An 18,804-nucleotide genomic window follows, 5' to 3' on the forward strand; every position below is an offset into this window, starting at 1 on the left:
GGCCAGTCCATGCCGCCGATGCGCTTCACTTACTTATCCTCTTACTTCGCTTTCCCCGCCTCCTTCACCGCCTCGTCCGGCAAGGCAAACGCCACCAGGCTGTCGCCCATCTTCGTGCCCAAGGAGCCATGACCGCCGGCCATGACGACGACATACTGCTTGCCCGTCTTGTCGGAGACATAGCTCATCGGCGTGGCCTGGCCGCCGGCCGGCAGGCGGGCTTTCCATACGGTCTTGCCGTTGCGCACGTCGTAGCCGCGGATGTAGTAGTCGAGCGTGCTGCTGAGGAAAGCCACGCCGCCGCCCGTCGTGCTGATGCCGCCCAGGCTGGGCACGCCCAGCGGCAAGGCGATGGGCACGGGCGCGCTGTCGCGCGTGGTGCCGTTCTTGTGCATCCACACTTTTTTCATGGTGCGCAAATCGACGGCGGCGATATAACCCCACGGCGGCGCCTGGCACGGGAAGCCCAGCGGCGACAGGAAGGGCTTGATTTCCACGGCAAACGGCACACCCGTCTGCGGCTGCAAGCCCATCTCCGAACCCGTGCCGCCCTTCGCATTGGCTTGCGCGCGCGGCACCAGGCGCTCCAGAAAGCCCATGTAGTCGGGATTCACCAGCAGCAACTGGCGCACGGGATCGACGGCCGCCCCGCCCCATTCGAAGATGCCCAGCGGGCCCGGCGAGATGATGGCGCCCTTGATCTTGCCTTCGGCCACCGTTTGCGGCGTAAACGGCCCTTCATAGCGGTGCTGGCGGAAGATGATGCGGCACGCGAGCTGGTCGAACGGCGTCGTGCCCCACATATCCGTCTCGCTGATGTGCTTCTCGGGCAGGAACGTCAGGGCCGAGAACGGCTGCGTGGGCGACAGCTTGTCGCCAGGGGCCGCGTTGGCCGTCGGCACGGGTTTTTCCGGCGCCGGCACGACCAGGCTGCCGTCGCGCCGGTCGATCACGTAGATGTCGCCCCGTTTCGTCGTGGCGACGACCGATGGGACTTTGCCTTTCGGCGTGTCGATGTCGACCAGGGTGGGCTGGCCGCCGATATCCATGTCCCAGATATCGTGGTGCACGGTCTGGTAGACCCAGCGCACCTTGCCGGTGGCCAGGTCCAGCGCGACGATGGCGCTGTTGTATTTCTCGCCATGCGGGTTGCGGTTGCCGCCCCACGTGTCGGGCGTTTCATTGCCCATCGGGATGTACACCATGCCCAGCTTTTCATCCACGCTGGAGACGCCCCAGGAATTGGGCGAGTTGTTCGTATAGGTCTTGCCATCGGCGATCGGCGCCGTGTCGTCGGGGTTCGAGGCATCCCAGTTCCACATCAGCTTGCCCGTGACGGGATCGTAGCCGCGGATCACGCCCGATGGCTCTTCCGTGGAAAAGTTGTCGGTCACGCTGGCGGCCATCACCACCACGTTCTGCGCCACGGCCGGCGGCGACGTCGGCATCAGAAAACCGCGCTTCTTCATGCCCATGCCGTGGTACAGGCCGATCACGCCATTTTCACCAAAGCTCTTGCACGCTTCGCCCGTATCGGCATTGACGGCGATCAGGGTCGCATCCATGGTGGGCGCGAAGATGCGGCGCGGGCACTCCATGCCGGCCGCCTCGGGCGCAGGGTCGCCCTTGGCGCGGCCCGCATTGACGTCCCAATACGCCACGCCGCGGCAGATCATGTGCTGGTAGCTCGACGCGTCGCGGTTGATCTTCGGATCGTGGCGCCAGAGCTCCTTGCCCGTGTCCGGATCGAGCGCGATGACGATGTTATGCGGCGTGCACAGGTACAGCATGCCGTTGACCTTCAGGGGCGTGACTTCGTTGGCGATCTCGCCCGGATCGTTCGGCCCCTTGAAGTCACCCGTGTGGTAGACCCACGCCTGTTTCAGCTGCGCGGCGTTGGCCGGCGTGATCTGCGCGGCCGGCGCATAGCGGTCGCCATAGCCGGAGCGGCCATACGCGGCCCAGTCGTTGGGCGCCACGCCCGGCGCGAAATCGCCCTGCGGCGCCGCCGCCATGTTCTCGGCCGGCACTTCGCCATGCAAAGTGTAATAGTCCTGGAACAGGGAAAAGATACCCACGGCGGCCGTCAGCACCACGGCCGCCGTCAGGGCGCTCTTGCCCGCGTCGCGCGGTTTTGCGCCGGCCGTCAATGGCGGGTCGAGGCGGCGGTCGACAAACGGCAGCAGCAGCCAGACGGCGGCGGCGAACCAGATATCGAGGCGCGGCAGCAATTGCCACCAGTCGAACTTCACTTCGATGACGGACCAGATCAGGGTGCCGAACAGCAGCAGGGCCAGGAAAAGCTGGGCGCTGCGCCGCCCCTTCCACACGAGCGCGCCCGCGACGAGCATGCCGATGCCGGCCACCACGTAATACCAGGAACCGCCAAGGCTGACGAGCCAGGCGCCGCCGCCAACGAGCGCCAGTCCAAGCAGGATGAAGATGACTGCGGTGAATACTAACAAGGGTCCAGGCCGGGCAGAGGCAGTCATGATGCTCCTTTACAAGAGTCAGTCGGCGGCACGCGCCTGCGCACCGTATTTGATGGCGATCAAGCAAATCCCATTTTTTCACCAATCGGCAAAGCGTGCCACACGCGAGAACGCGCGCCGCGCGCCGTGTGGCTTTTTATACACGGGCTGGCGGTCCAGACAGGCACAACAGTACGATTTTGATGAAAATCATTGAATAAAATAAATTAACAACAAATTACTCGAATAAAACAGATTTTTATCGTAGAATGGAAAAAAACATCGAAAACAACCATTTTCTTGAATTTCACTTCATTGGAGCGGCGCCCATCATGACCATCGCTAAACGGCTGTACGCCTTGATCCTTTCCGTCGTCGTGGGACTGGCCGCCCTGGCGGGCTTTGGCATCTACCAGATGGACCGCGTGTACGCGGCGGCCAGCTATGCCACCGTCAACACGGTGCCCAGCCTGCTGACCCTGAACCAGGCTTTCGTGCCGTTCGCGCAGATGCGCACGGCCGTCTGGCAGCACATGGCCAGCAAGGATGCCGCCAGGCGCGATGCCCTGGAAGCGGGCATCAAGCAGGCGCGCGCGGCGGTCGGCAAGGCGCTCGACCAGTATGAAAAAGACGATATCACCGATGAGCAGGACCGCGCGCTGCTGACCGCGGAGCGTGCCGTGCTGGCGCGCTACGACACGGTGCGCGACAAGGTGCTGGCGCTGTCGAAGGCGGGCGAACTGGACGCGGCACGCGACTTGCTGATGGAAAATCAGCCCATCATCAAGGAACTGGTCGACGCCCTGGCCGCCCACCACCGCTACAACGAAAACCTGGCCGCCAGGGGTGCCGCCGACGGCGCCGCCGCCGCGGCCAGCGCGCGCTGGATTTCCATCGGCCTGGCCCTGGCCGTGACGGCGCTGGTGGCCGGCATGGGTCTGCTGCTGGCGCGGCGTATCGCCGCCTCGCTGGCCGGCGCCATCGGCGTGGCCCGCAGCATCGCGGGCGGTGACCTCAGCGTGCAAGTGAACGCCACGTCGAACGACGAGGTGGGCCAGCTGATGCTAGCCATGGCGGACATGAGCGCAAGCCTGGTGCGCATCGTGGCCGAAGTGCGTGCGGGCACGGACAGCATCGGCACGGCCTCGGCCGAAATCGCGGCCGGCAACCTGGACCTGTCGGCGCGCACGGAACAGCAGGCCGGCTCGCTGGAAGAAACCGCCTCGGCCATGGAAGAACTAACGGCCACCGTGCGGCAAAACTCGGACAATGCCCGCCAGGCCAAGCAAATGGCCGTCAGCGCCTCGGACAAGGCACAACGTGGCGGCCAGGTGATGGACGACGTGATACGCACCATGGAAGCGATCGACGGCTCGTCCAACAAGATCGCCGACATCATCGGCGTCATCGACGGCATCGCCTTCCAGACGAATATCCTGGCCCTGAATGCGGCCGTGGAAGCGGCGCGCGCCGGGGAACAGGGGCGCGGCTTCGCCGTCGTGGCCACGGAAGTGCGCAACCTGGCCCACCGTTCGGCCGCCGCCGCCAAGGAAATCAAGGTACTCATCGGCAACTCCGTGGAACAGGTCGAACAAGGCGGCAAGCTGGTGCAGCAGGCCGGCGCCGCCATGACGGAAGTGGTCGACACCGTACGCGGCGTGACCGACATCGTCAGCGAAATCTCGGCCGCCAGCGCGGAGCAAAGCACGGGCATCGAGGAAATCAACCGCGCCGTCACGCAGATGGATGAAGTCACGCAGCAGAATGCGGCCCTGGTCGAAGAAGCGGCGGCGGCATCGCAGTCGCTGCAGGAGCAGGCGGCCAGGCTGGCTGGGGTGGTAGGCGCCTTCAGGCTGGCGCCAGGCCAGGCCGGCGCGGCACCGCAAGCGCCTGCCACCCGGCGGCCCGCACAGCACAAGGCGGCGCTCAAGCTGGTCGCCACGCGGCCCGCAGGCCAGGCCAGAGCCACGGCGCCGGCCGCCGCCGATGCGGGCGACTGGGACGTCTTTTAGGTCCGCCATTACGCAGGATCACTTGCCTAGATAGCATTGGAGCACTGTCATGAACACCTTCCTCGCCATCCACCCCTTCCTTCGCTGCGAAGACCTGTCGCTGATGCGCCCGGCGCTGGCCCTTGCCGGCCTGGCCTTGCTGCTGGCCGCCCTGCTCTGGCGCCGCACCCGCTGGCGCCGGGCCGGCCGCGCGGCGCCGGCCGATCTGCATGCGCTGCTGCAGATGCGCAAAACGGCACCGCCAGCCAAAGCGGCTGACAGCGCACCGCCGCCAGCCAAGGCGCAGGAAACGCCGCCGTTCGACGCGGCCCGCCTGGACGCCATGTTCGGCTGCGACCGGCGCCTGCAGGGCGAAATTCTGGCGCTGTTCGTGGCCGAGACGCGCGACCGCCTGGCAGGCATCGCCCATGCGTTGCGCTGCGAGCGGGCCGCCCCGGCGCGCGTGCTGGCGCAGGAAATCCTCGACGGCAGCCAGTCCATGGGCCTGCTCCCCTTGCAGGCGCTGGCGCGCCAGGCCGTGCATGCGGGCTTTTCCAACGATACGGGCGCGCTGCGCCGCCTGCATGCGGAACTGCTGATGGCGCTCGATGCGCTGTCGCAGGCGGTCACGGCCCTGCAAACGGCGGGCGCGGCGCAGGCAGATGCGCGCGGCAGCGTCGGGAGCCGGCCATGAGCGCGCACATCGACCTGGCGCGCCTGCTCGGCGGCACCATCCTGCCTTCGCCCGCCTGGCGCAGCCAGTGGCTGGCCACCTTGTGCCAGCGGCAGCTGCCGCTCGACGAGCTGGCGGAACAACTGGGCTGCGATCCCGCCCTGACGGGCAAGGTCATCGGCCTGGCGAATGCGGGCGTGCCGCCGGGCGAGCGCATGCATGCGGCCGTCAACGCCACGATGCTGGCGGCCATCGGCTTGCCCGCCCTGCGCCAGGCGTTCGCGGCACCCGCCCTGCCCGCGCCCACGTGCGCGCACTTCGACGCGCAGCGCTTCTGGTCGCACTCGCTGGCCATGGCGTGCGCGGCCCGCGTGGCCGGCGACGCGCTGCAGCTGGCGCCGGCCGATGAACTGTACAGCTGCGGCTTGCTGGCCAACTGCGGCCAGCTGGCCCTGGCCACCTTGCAGCCGCGGGAATATGAAGAACTGCTGGAGCAGCACGGCAATGGCGCCACGGCCCGGCTGCTGTGCACGGAGTCGCAGCGCTTCGGCCACCACCAGCTGGCGCTGTCGGCCATCCTCATGCGGGGCTGGGGCATGCCGGACATCCTGTGCGACGCCGTGCGCTGCCATGCCGCGCCGCCCGGCTTCGGGCGGGCCGGGCGCATGACGGACCTGGCCTGGCTGCTGAAGCTGGCCAGCGGCTTCGCCGACCTGATATTGCGCAACGGCGCGGGACCGCGCGGGCCGGCCCTGGCCGCCGCGCGGGTGCTGGGCCTGGACGGGGAGCGCATGGAAACCCTGCTGCGCCACAGCAACGCCGAGTGGAGCGAGTGGCGCGAGATCCTGGAACCGCAGGCCCAACTTGTCCCCTGCCGCGCGCGCACGCCAGGATTTTAGTGAATTCATCTAATTCGTTGAAATTGATTTTTTGAGCGCGATTGCGTATCATTCCCTTCAACTTCATATGCGACCATAAAGCCCATCATGCACACTGCAGACGTTTGCACTACCCAAAAGGCCGCCGAGATCCTCGGCATCTCGGTGACATCGGTGCAGCAACTGGTCGAGGCGGGCGTGATCGAAGCCTGGAAGACCAAGGGCGGCCACCGGCGCATTCCCCTCGCGGCCGTCGAAGCCTACAAGGGCAATCCCGGCCAGCCGGGCCAGGATCAGCGCGCTGCACGCGCCAGCCGCCCCGCCCCATCGGGGCGCCCGCCCTCCATCCTCGTGATCGAAGACAATCCGATCGAGCGCGCGCTGTATGAAAAGCAGATCGGCTCATGGGGCTTGCAGGCGGACTTGCGCTTTTGCGAGAACGGCTACCAGGCGCTGATGGAAATCGCCCGCGACCAGCCCGACATCCTGCTGGCCGACATCGTCATGGAAGGCATCGACGGCTACGAAGTGATCCGCACCATCCTGGCCGACCCGCTGCTGGCGGACATGCACATCGCCATGCTGTCGAGCCTGACGCCGGAGGAACTGGAAGAACGGGGCGGCGTGCCGCCCGGCGTCGTCTTCTTTGCCAAGCCCGTCAATTACGACGAGCTGCGCGGCTATCTGCGCGCCTGCTGCGCCGGCCATGCGCGGCGCAACAGCCTGGCCGCCTAGCGCGTCACCTTCGCGCCACCGCTTTCCCCTCGCCACGGAGCCGCCATGCCAGCCTATCGCCACATCGATCCCGCCGTGCTGTTCCAGGCCACCGGCCAGGACCTGGACATGTTCCGCGCCCTGTCCCAGACCTACCTCGACACGTCGCCGGCCATGTTTGCGCGCGTCGAGCAGGCCGTGCGCGGCGGCGCGGCGCAAGCCATCGTGCATAGCTGCCATACCTTGCGCGGCACCGTGGCCCTGCTGGGCGCCGGCGCCCTGGTGGCGCGCCTGGCGGAACTCGAGCGGCTGGTGCGCCACCAGGGCGTGGCGGCAGCGGACTGGCTCGATGAGACGGCGGCGCTGCTCGGCGCGGTGGAGCAGGAGGTTCGCCGCAGCATGCTTGAATACACGGGCGCGCAGGCATGAACGCGCGCCAGGCCGCCCTGCGCCTGGTGCACCGCTACCGGCCGCGCACGACGGCTGCCGTCGTCGGCCTGGTGCTGGTGGGCCTGCTGGCGCTGCGCATCGCCGTCTCCGGCGTGCTGCTGTACCGCGAAGCCGTCGATGACTGGAAACAGGACCTGTCCAACCTGTCGCTGCTGCTGGCGGAAAACACGGCGCAGAGCATCACGGCCGCCCGTCTGGTGCTCGACGGCGTCAGCAACGAGATCGGTGCCCCCGCGGACGCGCCAGCGCTGGCCGCCGCCGTCGGCACCCCGGCCATGCACCAGACGCTGCGGCACAAGATCGGCGGCGTGCCGCAAGTGGACGTGGTGTCCATCGTCGGCAGCGACGCCAGCGTGCTGGCCTTCAGCCGCGCCTTTCCCGCGCCGTCCATCCGCCTCGGCGAGCGCGACTACTTCGAGTATCACCGGCGCCACCCGGACGGCGGCATGCACGTCAGCGCACCCGTGCAAAACAAGGGCAACGGCGCCTGGACCTTCTATATCAGCCGGCGCATCAGCGGGCCGGACGGCCGCTTCCTGGGCGTGGTGCTGGTCGGCCTGTCATGCGACTTCTTCAGCAAATTCTTCCAGAGCACCAGCATCGGCGAACACACGGCCTTTTCCCTGTACCGCAACGACTACACGCTGCTGGCCCGCTGGCCGGCCGTGCCCGAGATGATGGGCAAGCGCAACCTGACGGGCAGCACCTACCGCCTGCTGGAACAGGGCAAGACCGATGGCGTGCTGCAGGTGGATACGCCGCGCGCGGCCGACCGGGGACGCACGGTCGACCGCCTGGCCGGCGTACGGCTGGTGCGCGACTATCCGCTGGCCATCAACGTGACCGTGACGGACGAAGTCTACCTGGCGGGCTGGCGGCGCATGCTGCGCACCATGGGCGGCGCGGCCGTGGTCAGCCTGCTCGTGCTGGCCGCGGCCATCGCGCTGATCATGGCCCTGCTGCGGCGCCAGGAGCGCGACGCGGCCATGGCGCTGGCGCTGCAAACGCGCGCGGAAGCGGCGAATGCCGCCAAGTCGCGCTTCCTGGCCGTCATGAGCCACGAAATCCGCACGCCGATGGCTGGCATCGCCGGCATGGCCGAACTGCTGCGGGACACCGCGCCCGATGCGCCGCAGCGGCAGCATGCGCAGCGCATCGGCGATGGCGTGCAGCACCTGATGCGCATCCTGAACGATATCCTCGACCTGTCCAAGGTCGAGGCGGGCCAGATGGGCATCGAGCTGCGCGACTTCGATCCGCGCCAGCTGCTCGATGACGTACTGGCGCTGCACCGCCCGCAGGCGGACGGGAAGCAGCTGTGCCTGGTCAGCGAAATCGGCAGCAGCGTGCCGCCGCTGATTTGCTCGGACCGCACGCGCCTCGCGCAAATCCTCGGCAACCTGCTCAGCAATGCCATCAAGTTTACGCCCGCCGGCACGGTGAGCGTGCGCCTGCACCTGGAGCCGGCCACGCCGGACGGCGCCAGCGCCTGCCTCGTCGCCATGGTCAGCGACCAGGGCATCGGCATGACGGCGCAGCAGCTGGGCCGCATCTTCGAACCGTTTTGCCAGGCCGACGACAGCATCAGCGGCGCCTATGGCGGCACGGGGCTGGGCCTGACCATCTGCAAGCACCTGGTGGCGCTGCTGGGCGGCGAGATTTTCTGCAGCAGCATGCCCGGCGCCGGTTCCCGCTTCACCGTGCGCCTGCCCTGCCAGGCGGTCCAGGCACCGGAGCCGGAACCAGAACCAGAGCCAGAACTGGCGCCGCCATCGGAACCGGCCGCCCCGCCCGCAACGGCCCCGGAAGGGGGCGCGCGCATCCTGCTGGTCGAGGACACGGCGCTGAACCGCCAGCTGGTGTGCCTGCAGCTGAGTGCGCGCGGCTACAGCATCGACACGGCGGAGAACGGCGCGCTGGGCCTGCAAGCGCTGGCCGCACAGCCCTACGACCTGGTCCTGATGGATTGCATGATGCCCGTCATGGACGGCTACCAGGCGTGCCAGGCCCTGCGCGCCCGCGAAGCGGCCAGCGGCGCGCCGCGCCTGCCCGTCATCGCCCTCACGGCCGGCGTCACCGAGGACGACCGGCAGCGCTGCATGGCGGCCGGCATGGACGATTATCTGCCCAAGCCGTTTACGGCCGCCCAGCTGCGCGCAATGGTCGACCGCTGGCTGACGCGCCAGGCGGCGATACGCTAGCGAGCCGCCCGGCCCGCGCACAATACAACACTTTCTCCGCAAAAATCATTTTATTCGATAAAATCAATTATATTCGATATAATTGATAAATCGACGCGCCAGTGACGCCGGGCATCCTCGCACAACGGCACAACTGGAAGAACCGACGGACCTTGCGGAGGCGGCATGCGGCAGCACAGACACTGGAAGGCCATGGCCTGGGAACGCTGGGAGCGTTGGGATACGCGCACCCTGCTGTCGCTCTTTATGGCCATCCTGCTGGCGGGGCTGTGGGGCATCACCGTGCTGCAATTGCGGCACGCCCGCGACGCCGCCATCGCCAGCGCCGGGCGCGATGCGCGCAGCATGGCGCGCGTCTTCGACGAGCATGCGATCCGCACGATCGAAGCGGCAGACCAGGCGGCCACGTACTTGCGCAGCCGCTACCAGGCGCTGGGCAGCCGCCTCGATATCGTGGCGGATCTGCAGCAAGGCCTCAATCCCGGCCCCCTGTACAACCTGTTCAGCATCGTCGACGAACAGGGCGACACGGTCCTGTCGAGCCGGCCCTTCCAGCCGACCAACCTGGCCGACCGCGAACACGTCCGCGTGCACATGCGGCGCGACAGCGGCGAACTGTATATCAGCAAGCCGGTACTGGGGCGCGTATCGAAAAAATGGTCGATCCAGATGACGCGCCGCATCAACCATGCCGATGGCCGCTACAAGGGCGTGGTGGTGGTCTCGATGGACCCGTATTACTTTACCCGCCTGTACGACGAAGTCGATCTGGGCGACAACAGCTCCACCGAGCTCGTCGGCAGCGACGGCGTGGTGCGCGCGCGCAGGGTCGGCACCGTCAACACCATCGGCCAGGATATCGGCGGCAGCAAGGTATTTTCTTTAATGCAAGGTAAAACGCGGGGCAGCTTCATCGAACGCAGTCCCGTCGACGGCGCCCTGCGCTTTTATGCGTTCGAAAAACTGGCCGGCTACCCGCTCTACATGCTCGTCGGGCTGGACCGCGACACGGTATTGGCCGACTACGTCTCGCGCCGCGACCAGGCGCTGCTGATGGCGGCCATCACGAGCGCGCTGATCGTGCTGTCGTGGGCCGCGCTGGTGCTGCTGATCGGCCGCCTGGTCGACAGCTGCGCCAGGGCCATCGCCGCCAGCGAGGCCAAGTCGCGCTTCCTGTCGAACATGTCGCATGAATTGCGCACGCCCCTCAACGGCATCCTCGGTTTTTCCGAGCTGCTGCAGGAACAGCTGCGCGAGCCGGAACAGACCGCCTACGCGCAAACGATACACGACAGCGGCCGCCAGTTGCTGGCCATGGTCGAGGCGGCGATGGAATTGAGCGCGCTCGAGCATGACCAGGTACGGCTGGAGTCCAGCGCCGCGCCACTCGACCAGCTGCTGGAACTGGCGCTGGCGCCGCACCGGCCGCGCGCGGCGCACAAGGGCCTGCAGCTGGCCGCGCAAGTGGCGCCCGCCACGCCGCCCAGCATCGATTGCGACCGCGTCCGCCTGGTGCGCGTGCTCGATATCCTGCTCGACAATGCCATCCGCTACACGGCCGCGGGGCGGGTCGACGTGCACGTCATGCACAGCGGCGCGGAACTGCGGATCGAGGTGCGCGATACGGGCATCGGCATCGCGCCGGCGCAGCAGGGCCTCATCTTCGACAAATTCTCGCAGGCGGACGATTCGCCAAGCCGCGCCCATGACGGCGCCGGCATGGGCCTGGCCATCGCGCGCCAGCTTGTCGTGCTGATGGGCGGCAGCATCGGCGTGGCATCCGTGCCGGGCCAGGGTGCCGTCTTCCGCCTGCACCTTCCGCTGTCCCTTGGGGACAAATTGACCACACTATCACATGCATAGTTGTGCACAAAAGTTGTTCTCCATCCATATCGGGTATAGCATCGCCACATGACCTATCACACAGATGCGGCGGCGGTGCGCAGACAATGGATCGAATGGCTGTTCTTGCTCCTCGGGCTGCTCATCGTGGCTGCCGCCCTCGCCTACGCGCATCTGGCCGAGGCCGCGCGGCATGACGCGGCCGAACGCGAGCGCCTGAGCGTGCTGACGGCGCTGCTGGCAAAAAACATCGAAGTCGACCTGGAAGCGACCAACCTTGTGCTCGGCGGCGTGATCCGAGACTATCTCGCCGCCGGCGCCGCACCCGACGCGGGCCAGGCGCTGCCGCGGCGCCTGGCCGCGCTGGTTGACGCCATGCCGGGCGTGCGCACCATGCTGGTCATCGACACAGACGGCAAGCCGGTCGCCACCAACATCCCGGAACTGGCGGACCAGGATTTTTCGCGCCGCGGCTACTTCCAGACGGCGCGCGACGCCCCCGATGCGCGCATGCTGTACGTCTCGGCGCCCTTCCATTCCTTCAAGGGCGACCTGGTCATCACGGCGTCGCGCATGGTGCAGGACAAACAAGGCCGCTTTGCCGGCGTGGTGGTGGCCACCTTCGCCCCCGAATACTTCACGGCCAAGTTCCGCACCGCCATGTACGCCCCCGACGTCTGGGCCGTGGTGCTGCATGGCGACGGCCGGCAATTCCTGAACTATCCCGCCAGGAATGCCAACGGCGCCGATATGGACGTCCCCGGCGGCTTCCTGCGGCGCTTTCGCGACAGCGGCTATCAGGCGGGTGTCCTGAGCGGCGTCGAAATTGCCGGCGGCGCCGCCCCCCGCATCATGGCCATGGCGACCATCGCCCCGCCGGCCCTGCACATGGACCGCGCCCTCTTCATCGGCCTGAGCCGCGAAGAGGCGGCCATCGCCGCCCCGCTGCGGCGCCAGGCGCTGGGCTACGTTCTCGCCTTTGCCATACTGGCGCTGGCCGCGGCCAGCCTGCTGTTCTGGAGCCATCGGCGGCGCCGCCAGCAGGCTGCCTGGCATACGGAACAGGAAAGGGAGCGCCAGGCCATGCAAGCCGTGTCCGACAGCGAAACGCGCTTTCGCACCCTGATCGAAGACGCCCCCGTGGCCATCGCCATCCTGCGCCACGGCCGCTTCATCTACTCGAATCCCCGCTACCGCAGGCTGCACGGCTACACGGCGGATGACAATCTGAACGGCCTGCCCTGGTCGGCCATGATCTCCGCGCAATCGCAGGCGGCGCTGGCCGCCAATGAAGCACTGATCGAGGCGGACTCGCCCGCCGAACAGGTGTTCGAGGCCGTCGGCCTGGGCAAGCAGGGCCTGCCCGTGCCCATGTTCAAGACCACCACGCGCGTGGTGCTCAAGGATGGACCGGCGACCCTGATCTTTGCTCAGGATATTTCCGCGCAAAAGCAGGCCGAAGAAGCCATGCTGCTGGCGCGCGACGCGGCCGAATCGGCCAACCGCAGCAAGGCGGAATTCCTCGCCAACATGAGCCATGAAATCCGCTCGCCCCTCAACGCCATCCTCGGCATGGCCTGGCTGCTGGAACGCGATGGCCTCGAAGGCGAAGCGCTGCTCATGGCGCGCAAGATCCGCGCCGCCGGCCAGTCCCTGCTGGGCATCATCAACGACGTGCTCGACGTGTCGAAAATCGAGGCGGGCCACATGACCATCGAACGGGCGCCGTTCCGCCTGGCCGAGGTGATCGAAAAAATCGCCGCCAGCATGGGCGTGGCCGCGCATGACAAGCCGATCGAAGTGCGCATCGGGCCGCTGCCCGATGGCGTCGACCACGTGATGGGCGACGCGCTGCGGCTGGAACAGGTGCTGGTCAACCTGACCAGCAATGCCATCAAGTTCACCGCGCAGGGCACGGTCGAGCTGACGAGCGCGCTGGAAAGCCGCGACGGCGACGCCGCGGTGCTGTGCTTTTGCGTGCGCGACACGGGCATCGGCATCGCGCCCGAGGTGCAGGAAGCGATCTTTTCCGCCTTCGCCCAGGCCGACACCTCCACCACGCGCCGCTTCGGCGGCACGGGCCTGGGCCTGACCATCTGCCGCCAGCTGGTGCGCCTGATGGGCGGCGCGCTGCGCCTGACAAGCGGTCTGGGCCAGGGCAGCGCATTCAGCTTCACGGTGCCGCTGCAACTGCTGCCCGCCAGCGCCCCGTCCTCGCCCGACATGCAGGGCTTGCGCGTCCTGCTGGCCGATGGCAAGGCCGACACGCGCGCCGCCGTGGCCGCCGTGGCGCGGGGCCTGGGCTGGAGCGTGCATGCTGTGTCCGGCGGCCAGGCGGCACTCGAACATGCGCTGGCCTGCGCCGGGGATGCGCGGCCCGGCGTCATCGTGCTGGCCGCGCGCATGCCGGACCTGGACGGGCAAGCCACGGCGCGCGCGCTGCGCGAGCACCTGCCGCCGCAGGACTGCCCCATCGTCATCCTGGCGGCCAGCGGCGCGCCGGCGACGGCGCCAGCGCGCCGCCATACGGACCCGGCCAATCCGGCCGATGCCATCCTCAACGAACCGGTGACGGCCTCCAGCCTGTACAACGCGACGATGGAAGCGCGCCAGCGGCGCGCCGAAGCGGCCGGCCTGGACGCGGGCCACGCGGCGCTGGGCGAACGCGTGCTGGCCGGCGTGCGCGTGCTGGTGGTCGACGACAGCGAGATCAATCGCGACGTGGTCAAGCATATCCTGTGCGACCAGGGCGCCCTGCCCTCGTTCGCCTGCGATGGCCAGCAGGCGCTGGACTGGCTGCTGGCCCACCCGGCCGACGTCGACATCGTGCTGATGGATGTGCAGATGCCTGTGATGGATGGCTTGCAGGCCACGCGCGCGCTGCGCCAGCTGCCGCAGTTCCAGGACTTGCCCGTGGTGGCCCTGACGGCCGGTGCGTTCCAGACCCAGCGCGCGGCGGCACTGGAAGCGGGCGTGAACCATTTCATCAGCAAACCGTTCGACGTGCCGCAGACCATCGTCCTGATCGCGCGCGCGCACCGGCGCCATGCGCAAGGGCTGCCGGCCTTGCCGACGGTCATGGCCGCAGCCGCTCCGCCCCTGCGGGCGGGCGGAGCGGCCTCCGTTATCGACCTGAAGCAAGGGATGGCGCAGTGGCTCGGCGAGGCGCCCTACCGCCAGCACCTGTCGCACTTCGGCAACACCTACCGCAACACGGTGAGCGCCATGCGCGCGCTGCTGGCGGCCGATGCACGCGGCGACGCCGCCGCGCTGGCGCACAAGCTGGCCGGCGTGGCGGGCAGCCTGGCCCTGCCCGCCACGCTGCAAGCCGCACAGCAAGCCGAACAACTGCTGCACGGGGGCGACGATGCGTCAGCCGCGCTCGATGCACTGGAACAGGCGCTGGCGCACGCCATCGATGCCGCCGCCGCATACACGGCACAGGCGCCGGCGCCCGGCCAGGCAGCCGTGCCAGAAACGCAACATGGCAGCGCATGCGAATGATAGACTTGCCAGTATGAAAATTCAGGAGACGCCATGATCTGGTGCAGGGATGTGCTGCTGAGAGCCTTGATGCTGGGCCTGCTGCTATTCGTCGTGGGCGAATCGCTGTCCTACTGGACGCCGGAAATCAGAAAACTGCTGGCCTGGCGCCCGTTCTGATACCCGCCTAGCCTTCGCGGCCATCCACCCTGGCGCGCCACAGATACGGCGCATACACGCACGCATACAGGCCAAAGGCCAGCGACCAGCACGCGCCGGCGGCCAGCAGCAGCGGCATGGCCAGCGCGGCGGGACCGACGGCGGCCAGCAGGCGCGCCAGCGCGCCCAGCTGGATCAGCCAATACATCGCCGCTTCCGCCCTGCCGCCCTTGAGCGCACGGCCCGTGTGGCCCAGCGTGGTGCGCGTCATCATGCCGATGATCAGGCCCGCCATCGAGCCCACCGTCAGCGCGTGCAAGGCGGCGCTGGCCGGCAGCAGGCCCAGGCTGGCGGCCGCCAGCAGCGCGAAGCCGATGCCGATCCACGCATACGACAGGTGCAATATCCACAGCAGCGGCACGCGCACCGTGCGCTGCGGCTGCCACGCCAGCAGATTGGCCAGCGACACGCCGGCAGCACACAACGCCAGCGGCGCCGTCAGCCAGGCCGGCGCGCCGGCCAGCCACGCGATCGCGGCGGCCGCCATGCAGGCCACGGCGACCAGCGCGCGCTGCGGACTGGCCACCGGCGTGCTGCCCGGCGCGCCATTGCGGGTAAACATGGGAATGACGCGCGCGCCGATCACCGATTCGATCAGCACAATGATGAAGATGGCCGCCTGCACCGGCACAAACAGCGACAGCGGCAGAGCGCCCAGCACGGCCGCGTGAAACAGGCCGTTGGCCAGCGCCAGCAAGGCCAGCAGACCGACGAGGAACAGGTTGCGCGTATTGCCCGAGCGGCGCAGCACGCGGTACAGGGGCCAGGCGGCCAGCGGCAGGAACAGCCACTCGACCAGCGCCGCCAGCAGGCCGGGGCCGCACAGCATGGCCACGCGCCCCGCCAGCCACAACGCCACCAGCGCCATCAGCGGCGCGCCGTGCGGCGTCGGCAAGCCCGTCCAGTTGCGCCCCGCCGTGTACAGGAAACCCACGACGACGGCCACGGCGAAGCCGAACACCATCTCGTGCATGTGCCAGCCCAGTCCCACGTGCAGACCGCCCGTCAGCCAGCCCGCATAGCTGGCCAGCCACAGGGGTATGGCGACGGCCGCAAACACGGCCGCCAGCAGGTAGAACGGGCGGAAACCCAGTTGCCAGACGGCGTGGCCGGATTGCCAGGGCGCCGCGCCGGAGGCGGCGGGAGAGGAAGAAGGTTCGCTGATCGGGGTGATGGCCATGATGGAGTCGCCTTTAAAGATATATTCAATATACTACTTTAAAAGCGCAGATGCCGCCATCGGCATAAAGGACTAGAGATAATAGCCATGGGGTCCGGCCCGGCGGGTCAGACCCCAAATCGGGCTACTTCCCCTGGCGGTGCTCGACCGCGTACACGGCCGCCTGCACGCGGCTCGTGAGGTTGAGTTTTTTCAGCACGTTCTGCACGTGGATCTTGACCGTGCTTTCGGCCAGGTCCAGGGTGCGCGCGATGCCCTTGTTGCTCTCGCCGCGCGACAGGCAGTCGATGATTTCCTTTTCACGGGGCGTGAGCTTGTCCAGCTCCGACACGGGCTCCTCGCGCCGCGTGCCCGCCTGCAGCTGCGCCACCAGCTTGCCCGTCATGGCTTCGGCGATGACGACTTCGCCGGCCGCCGCGCGGCGGATGGCGCGCACCAGGTAGTCGGCGTCGATATTCTTGATCAGATAGCCGCAGGCGCCCGCGCGCAGGGCCGTGGCCAGGTCTTCGGCGTCTTCCGACACGGTCAGCATGACGATGGCCGTGTCGGGGCAGTCGTGCTGCATCAGCTGCAGCGCTTCCACGCCGGACATGCCGGCCATGTTCAGGTCCAGCAGCACCACGTCGGGCTGCAGCTGGATGGCGCGCTTGATGCCTTCCACGCCGTCGGCGGCCTCGCCCACGACGGAAAATTCCGTGTGGCGCTGCAGCAGCGAGCGTATGCCGCTGCGGAACAGCGCGTGGTCGTCCACCAGCATGACGGTGATCGGTTTATCGGGAGTCTCCATTTTTTATACTTTCTGATAGTGGCTTAGGCGGCGCGGCGCTGCTCGCGCGACAGATGCAGTTCGACGGTCGTGCCGCCGCCGGGACAGGCATGCACGTCGAACGTGGCCTCGATGCGCTGCGCGCGCTCGCGCATGATGTGGATGCCGACATGGCTGTCGCCCTTTTCCAGCACGGCGGCAGCGTCGAAGCCGACGCCATTGTCGCTGATCGTCAGCGTAAAATCCTGATGATCGGCGAGGCGCACCTCGACGTGGCTGGCCTGCGCGTGCTTGCGGATGTTCGACAGCGCTTCCTGCACGATGAATAATAACTGCAATTGCTGCTCGCGGGGGAATGGCGCGCCGTCGACGTCGGCCAGCAGCTCGGCATCGATGCCCGTCTGGCGGCGGAATTTGTCGAGCGCCGCGCGCAGGGAGCCGATCAGGTCATCTTCCATCAGGCGGCTGCGGAAATTGGCCAGCAGTTCGCGCACGTCCTCGTAGCTTTCCTTCACGCCCGCGTGCAGGGCCGGCACGATGCCCGCCACCTCGTCGAAGCGCGCGTTGCGCACGGAGTCGTCGAGCATCTGCACCTGCAGGTTGAGGAAGTTGAGGCTTTGCGCGATGCTGTCGTGCAGGCCCTGCGCCACCAGGTTGCGCTCTTCGGAAATAGCCATTTCGCGCTCGCGCGCGGCCAGGCGCAGGTTTTCCAGCGCGATGCCCAGCAGCTGGCCCAGGGTTTCCAGCAAGGCAAGCTCGCGCGCGGAAAACACGCGCGCATGGCGGAAATGCAGGTTGAAAAAGCCCAGGTGCTGTTCGTGCGCATGGATGTGGAAGACGGAAACGGTGGCAAAACCCTCGCGGTGGCAGCGCAGCTCGTGCGCCTTGTCGATGCGGCGCATGTCGTGCACCTTCGCCACCTTCATCTCGACGGCCGTGCCGCACAGGCAGTCGCCCACCTTCAGGCAATGCTCGGACGCCACCAGTTCTTCGGACAGGCCCGTATGCACCACCATGTGCAGGTTGCCCCGCTCGGCGTCGAGCACGCGCACGGTGGAGCCGTCGGCCTCGAAATAATCGACGATGCGCTGCATGAAGCCGCCGCAGATGTCTTCCAGCGGTTGCGGGCGCTGCAAAAAGGCCGCGCTTTCGTACAGCAGCGCCAGTTCGCGGTTGCGGTATTCGAGCGTGGCCGTCTTGCTGCGCACGCCCTCTTCCAGATTGCCGTACAGCGCCTGCAGGCGGTCGGCCATCTGGTTGAAGCCGCTGGCCAGCTGGCCGAATTCGTCATTGCTTTCGACGGCCAGGCGCACGCTGAAATCGCGTTCCTTCATGCGCTGCATACCCAGGCGCAGCCGCGTCACCGGCTCGATGATCAGCATGAACATCAGGTAAATCATGCTGACCGTGCCGATGACGGCCATGCCGACGAGGATCAGCTGCGAGCCGCGCAGCCAGAAGGTGCGCTGCTCGCTATCGTGCTCGATCAGGCGCACCAATTGATCGACCTGGCCCACAAAGGTGTCGGCGTCATGCTCGAACTGGCGCGCACGCGCGGCGGAATCGGCGGCCAGCGCGGCCGGGCGCAAGGCGCCGCGCCAGGCGGTGCCGATGCGCTCGAATTCGGATTTGATGGCCGTGCTGGGAGGCAGGAACAAGGGGCGCTGCGGGTCGCCGTGGCCGATCTTGGCCAGGGTCTCGTCGATCAGCAGCACCTGCTGGCGCGCCTGTTCGCGGGCGTCGCTGGCAAGCAGCAGGGTCAGGCGGTAAGTCTGCATGCGCAGCCGGCCCGTCTCGTTGATGGCGGCCGAACTGCCTTCGAGCTGCCACGACAGGAACAGGGTGCAGCCGATGGCGCTCAGGGCCAGCACCAACATGAGCAGCAGCGCGCCGACGATCTTGGTCGACAGCTTCTGCCAGGAGGAAAACATCGCCT

13 protein-coding genes are annotated in these 18,804 nt (G+C 67.6%); 9 read left to right on the top strand and 4 right to left on the bottom strand.

The genetic code is table 11. The features are described from left to right. Nucleotides 1–41 precede the first annotated feature (41 nt). A complete protein-coding gene (locus AC0V2Y_RS25090; RefSeq protein WP_475418386.1) occupies nt 42–2,465 on the bottom strand; it encodes a membrane-bound PQQ-dependent dehydrogenase, glucose/quinate/shikimate family in 2,424 nt (807 codons plus the stop codon). Between the two features lie 338 nt (nt 2,466–2,803). Here AC0V2Y_RS25090 and AC0V2Y_RS25095 point away from each other — a divergent pair, with 338 nt between their 5' ends. The 9 genes from AC0V2Y_RS25095 (at nt 2,804) to AC0V2Y_RS25135 (ending at nt 14,883) form a co-directional block, all read left to right on the top strand. Next, complete coding sequence (locus tag AC0V2Y_RS25095; protein WP_475414868.1) at nt 2,804–4,483, top strand: methyl-accepting chemotaxis protein; 1,680 nt, start codon at nt 2,804–2,806, stop codon at nt 4,481–4,483. Between the two features lie 49 nt (nt 4,484–4,532). Next, on the top strand, nt 4,533–5,156 hold the full coding sequence (locus AC0V2Y_RS25100) for a hypothetical protein (protein WP_475414867.1): 624 nt from the start codon (nt 4,533–4,535) through the stop codon (nt 5,154–5,156). After that, nucleotides 5,153–6,034: an HDOD domain-containing protein gene (locus AC0V2Y_RS25105; protein WP_475414866.1), complete on the top strand. Its 882-nt coding sequence runs from the start codon at nt 5,153–5,155 to the stop codon at nt 6,032–6,034. The genes AC0V2Y_RS25100 and AC0V2Y_RS25105 overlap by 4 nt, the downstream gene beginning before the upstream one ends. 87 nt (nt 6,035–6,121) lie before the next feature. Further along, nucleotides 6,122–6,748 carry a response regulator gene (locus AC0V2Y_RS25110; protein WP_475414865.1) on the top strand — a complete coding sequence of 209 codons (627 nt, stop codon included), beginning with the start codon at nt 6,122–6,124 and terminating at the stop codon, nt 6,746–6,748. Between the two features lie 45 nt (nt 6,749–6,793). After that, entirely contained in the window at nt 6,794–7,156 is a 363-nt protein-coding gene (locus AC0V2Y_RS25115; RefSeq protein ID WP_475414864.1) for an Hpt domain-containing protein, read from the top strand. Continuing rightward, nucleotides 7,153–9,378 carry an ATP-binding protein gene (locus AC0V2Y_RS25120; RefSeq protein ID WP_475414863.1) on the top strand — a complete coding sequence of 742 codons (2,226 nt, stop codon included), beginning with the start codon at nt 7,153–7,155 and terminating at the stop codon, nt 9,376–9,378. Before AC0V2Y_RS25115 ends, AC0V2Y_RS25120 begins: the two co-directional genes overlap by 4 nt. Nucleotides 9,379–9,543: 165 nt before the next feature. After that, on the top strand, nt 9,544–11,241 hold the full coding sequence (locus tag AC0V2Y_RS25125) for a sensor histidine kinase (RefSeq protein ID WP_475414862.1): 1,698 nt from the start codon (nt 9,544–9,546) through the stop codon (nt 11,239–11,241). 48 nt (nt 11,242–11,289) lie between these two features. After that, nucleotides 11,290–14,724, top strand: a complete 3,435-nt coding sequence (locus AC0V2Y_RS25130; RefSeq protein WP_475414861.1) for a response regulator — start codon at nt 11,290–11,292, stop codon at nt 14,722–14,724. A gap of 33 nt (nt 14,725–14,757) precedes the next feature. Further along, complete coding sequence (locus tag AC0V2Y_RS25135) at nt 14,758–14,883, top strand: hypothetical protein (protein ID WP_475414860.1); 126 nt, start codon at nt 14,758–14,760, stop codon at nt 14,881–14,883. A 7-nt stretch (nt 14,884–14,890) separates the two neighbouring features. Here AC0V2Y_RS25135 and AC0V2Y_RS25140 read toward each other — a convergent pair whose 3' ends face one another. The 3 genes from AC0V2Y_RS25140 to AC0V2Y_RS25150 form a co-directional block, all read right to left on the bottom strand. Next, a complete protein-coding gene (locus tag AC0V2Y_RS25140; protein ID WP_475414859.1) occupies nt 14,891–16,102 on the bottom strand; it encodes an NnrS family protein in 1,212 nt (403 codons plus the stop codon). 124 nt (nt 16,103–16,226) lie between these two features. Further along, a complete protein-coding gene (locus AC0V2Y_RS25145) occupies nt 16,227–16,889 on the bottom strand; it encodes a response regulator (protein WP_086147379.1) in 663 nt (220 codons plus the stop codon). Between the two features lie 23 nt (nt 16,890–16,912). Then, entirely contained in the window at nt 16,913–18,799 is a 1,887-nt protein-coding gene (locus tag AC0V2Y_RS25150; protein WP_475414858.1) for a type IV pili methyl-accepting chemotaxis transducer N-terminal domain-containing protein, read from the bottom strand. Between the last annotated feature and the right edge of the window lie 5 nt (nt 18,800–18,804).

It is taken from the genome of Janthinobacterium sp. BHSEK, from assembly GCF_056174685.1.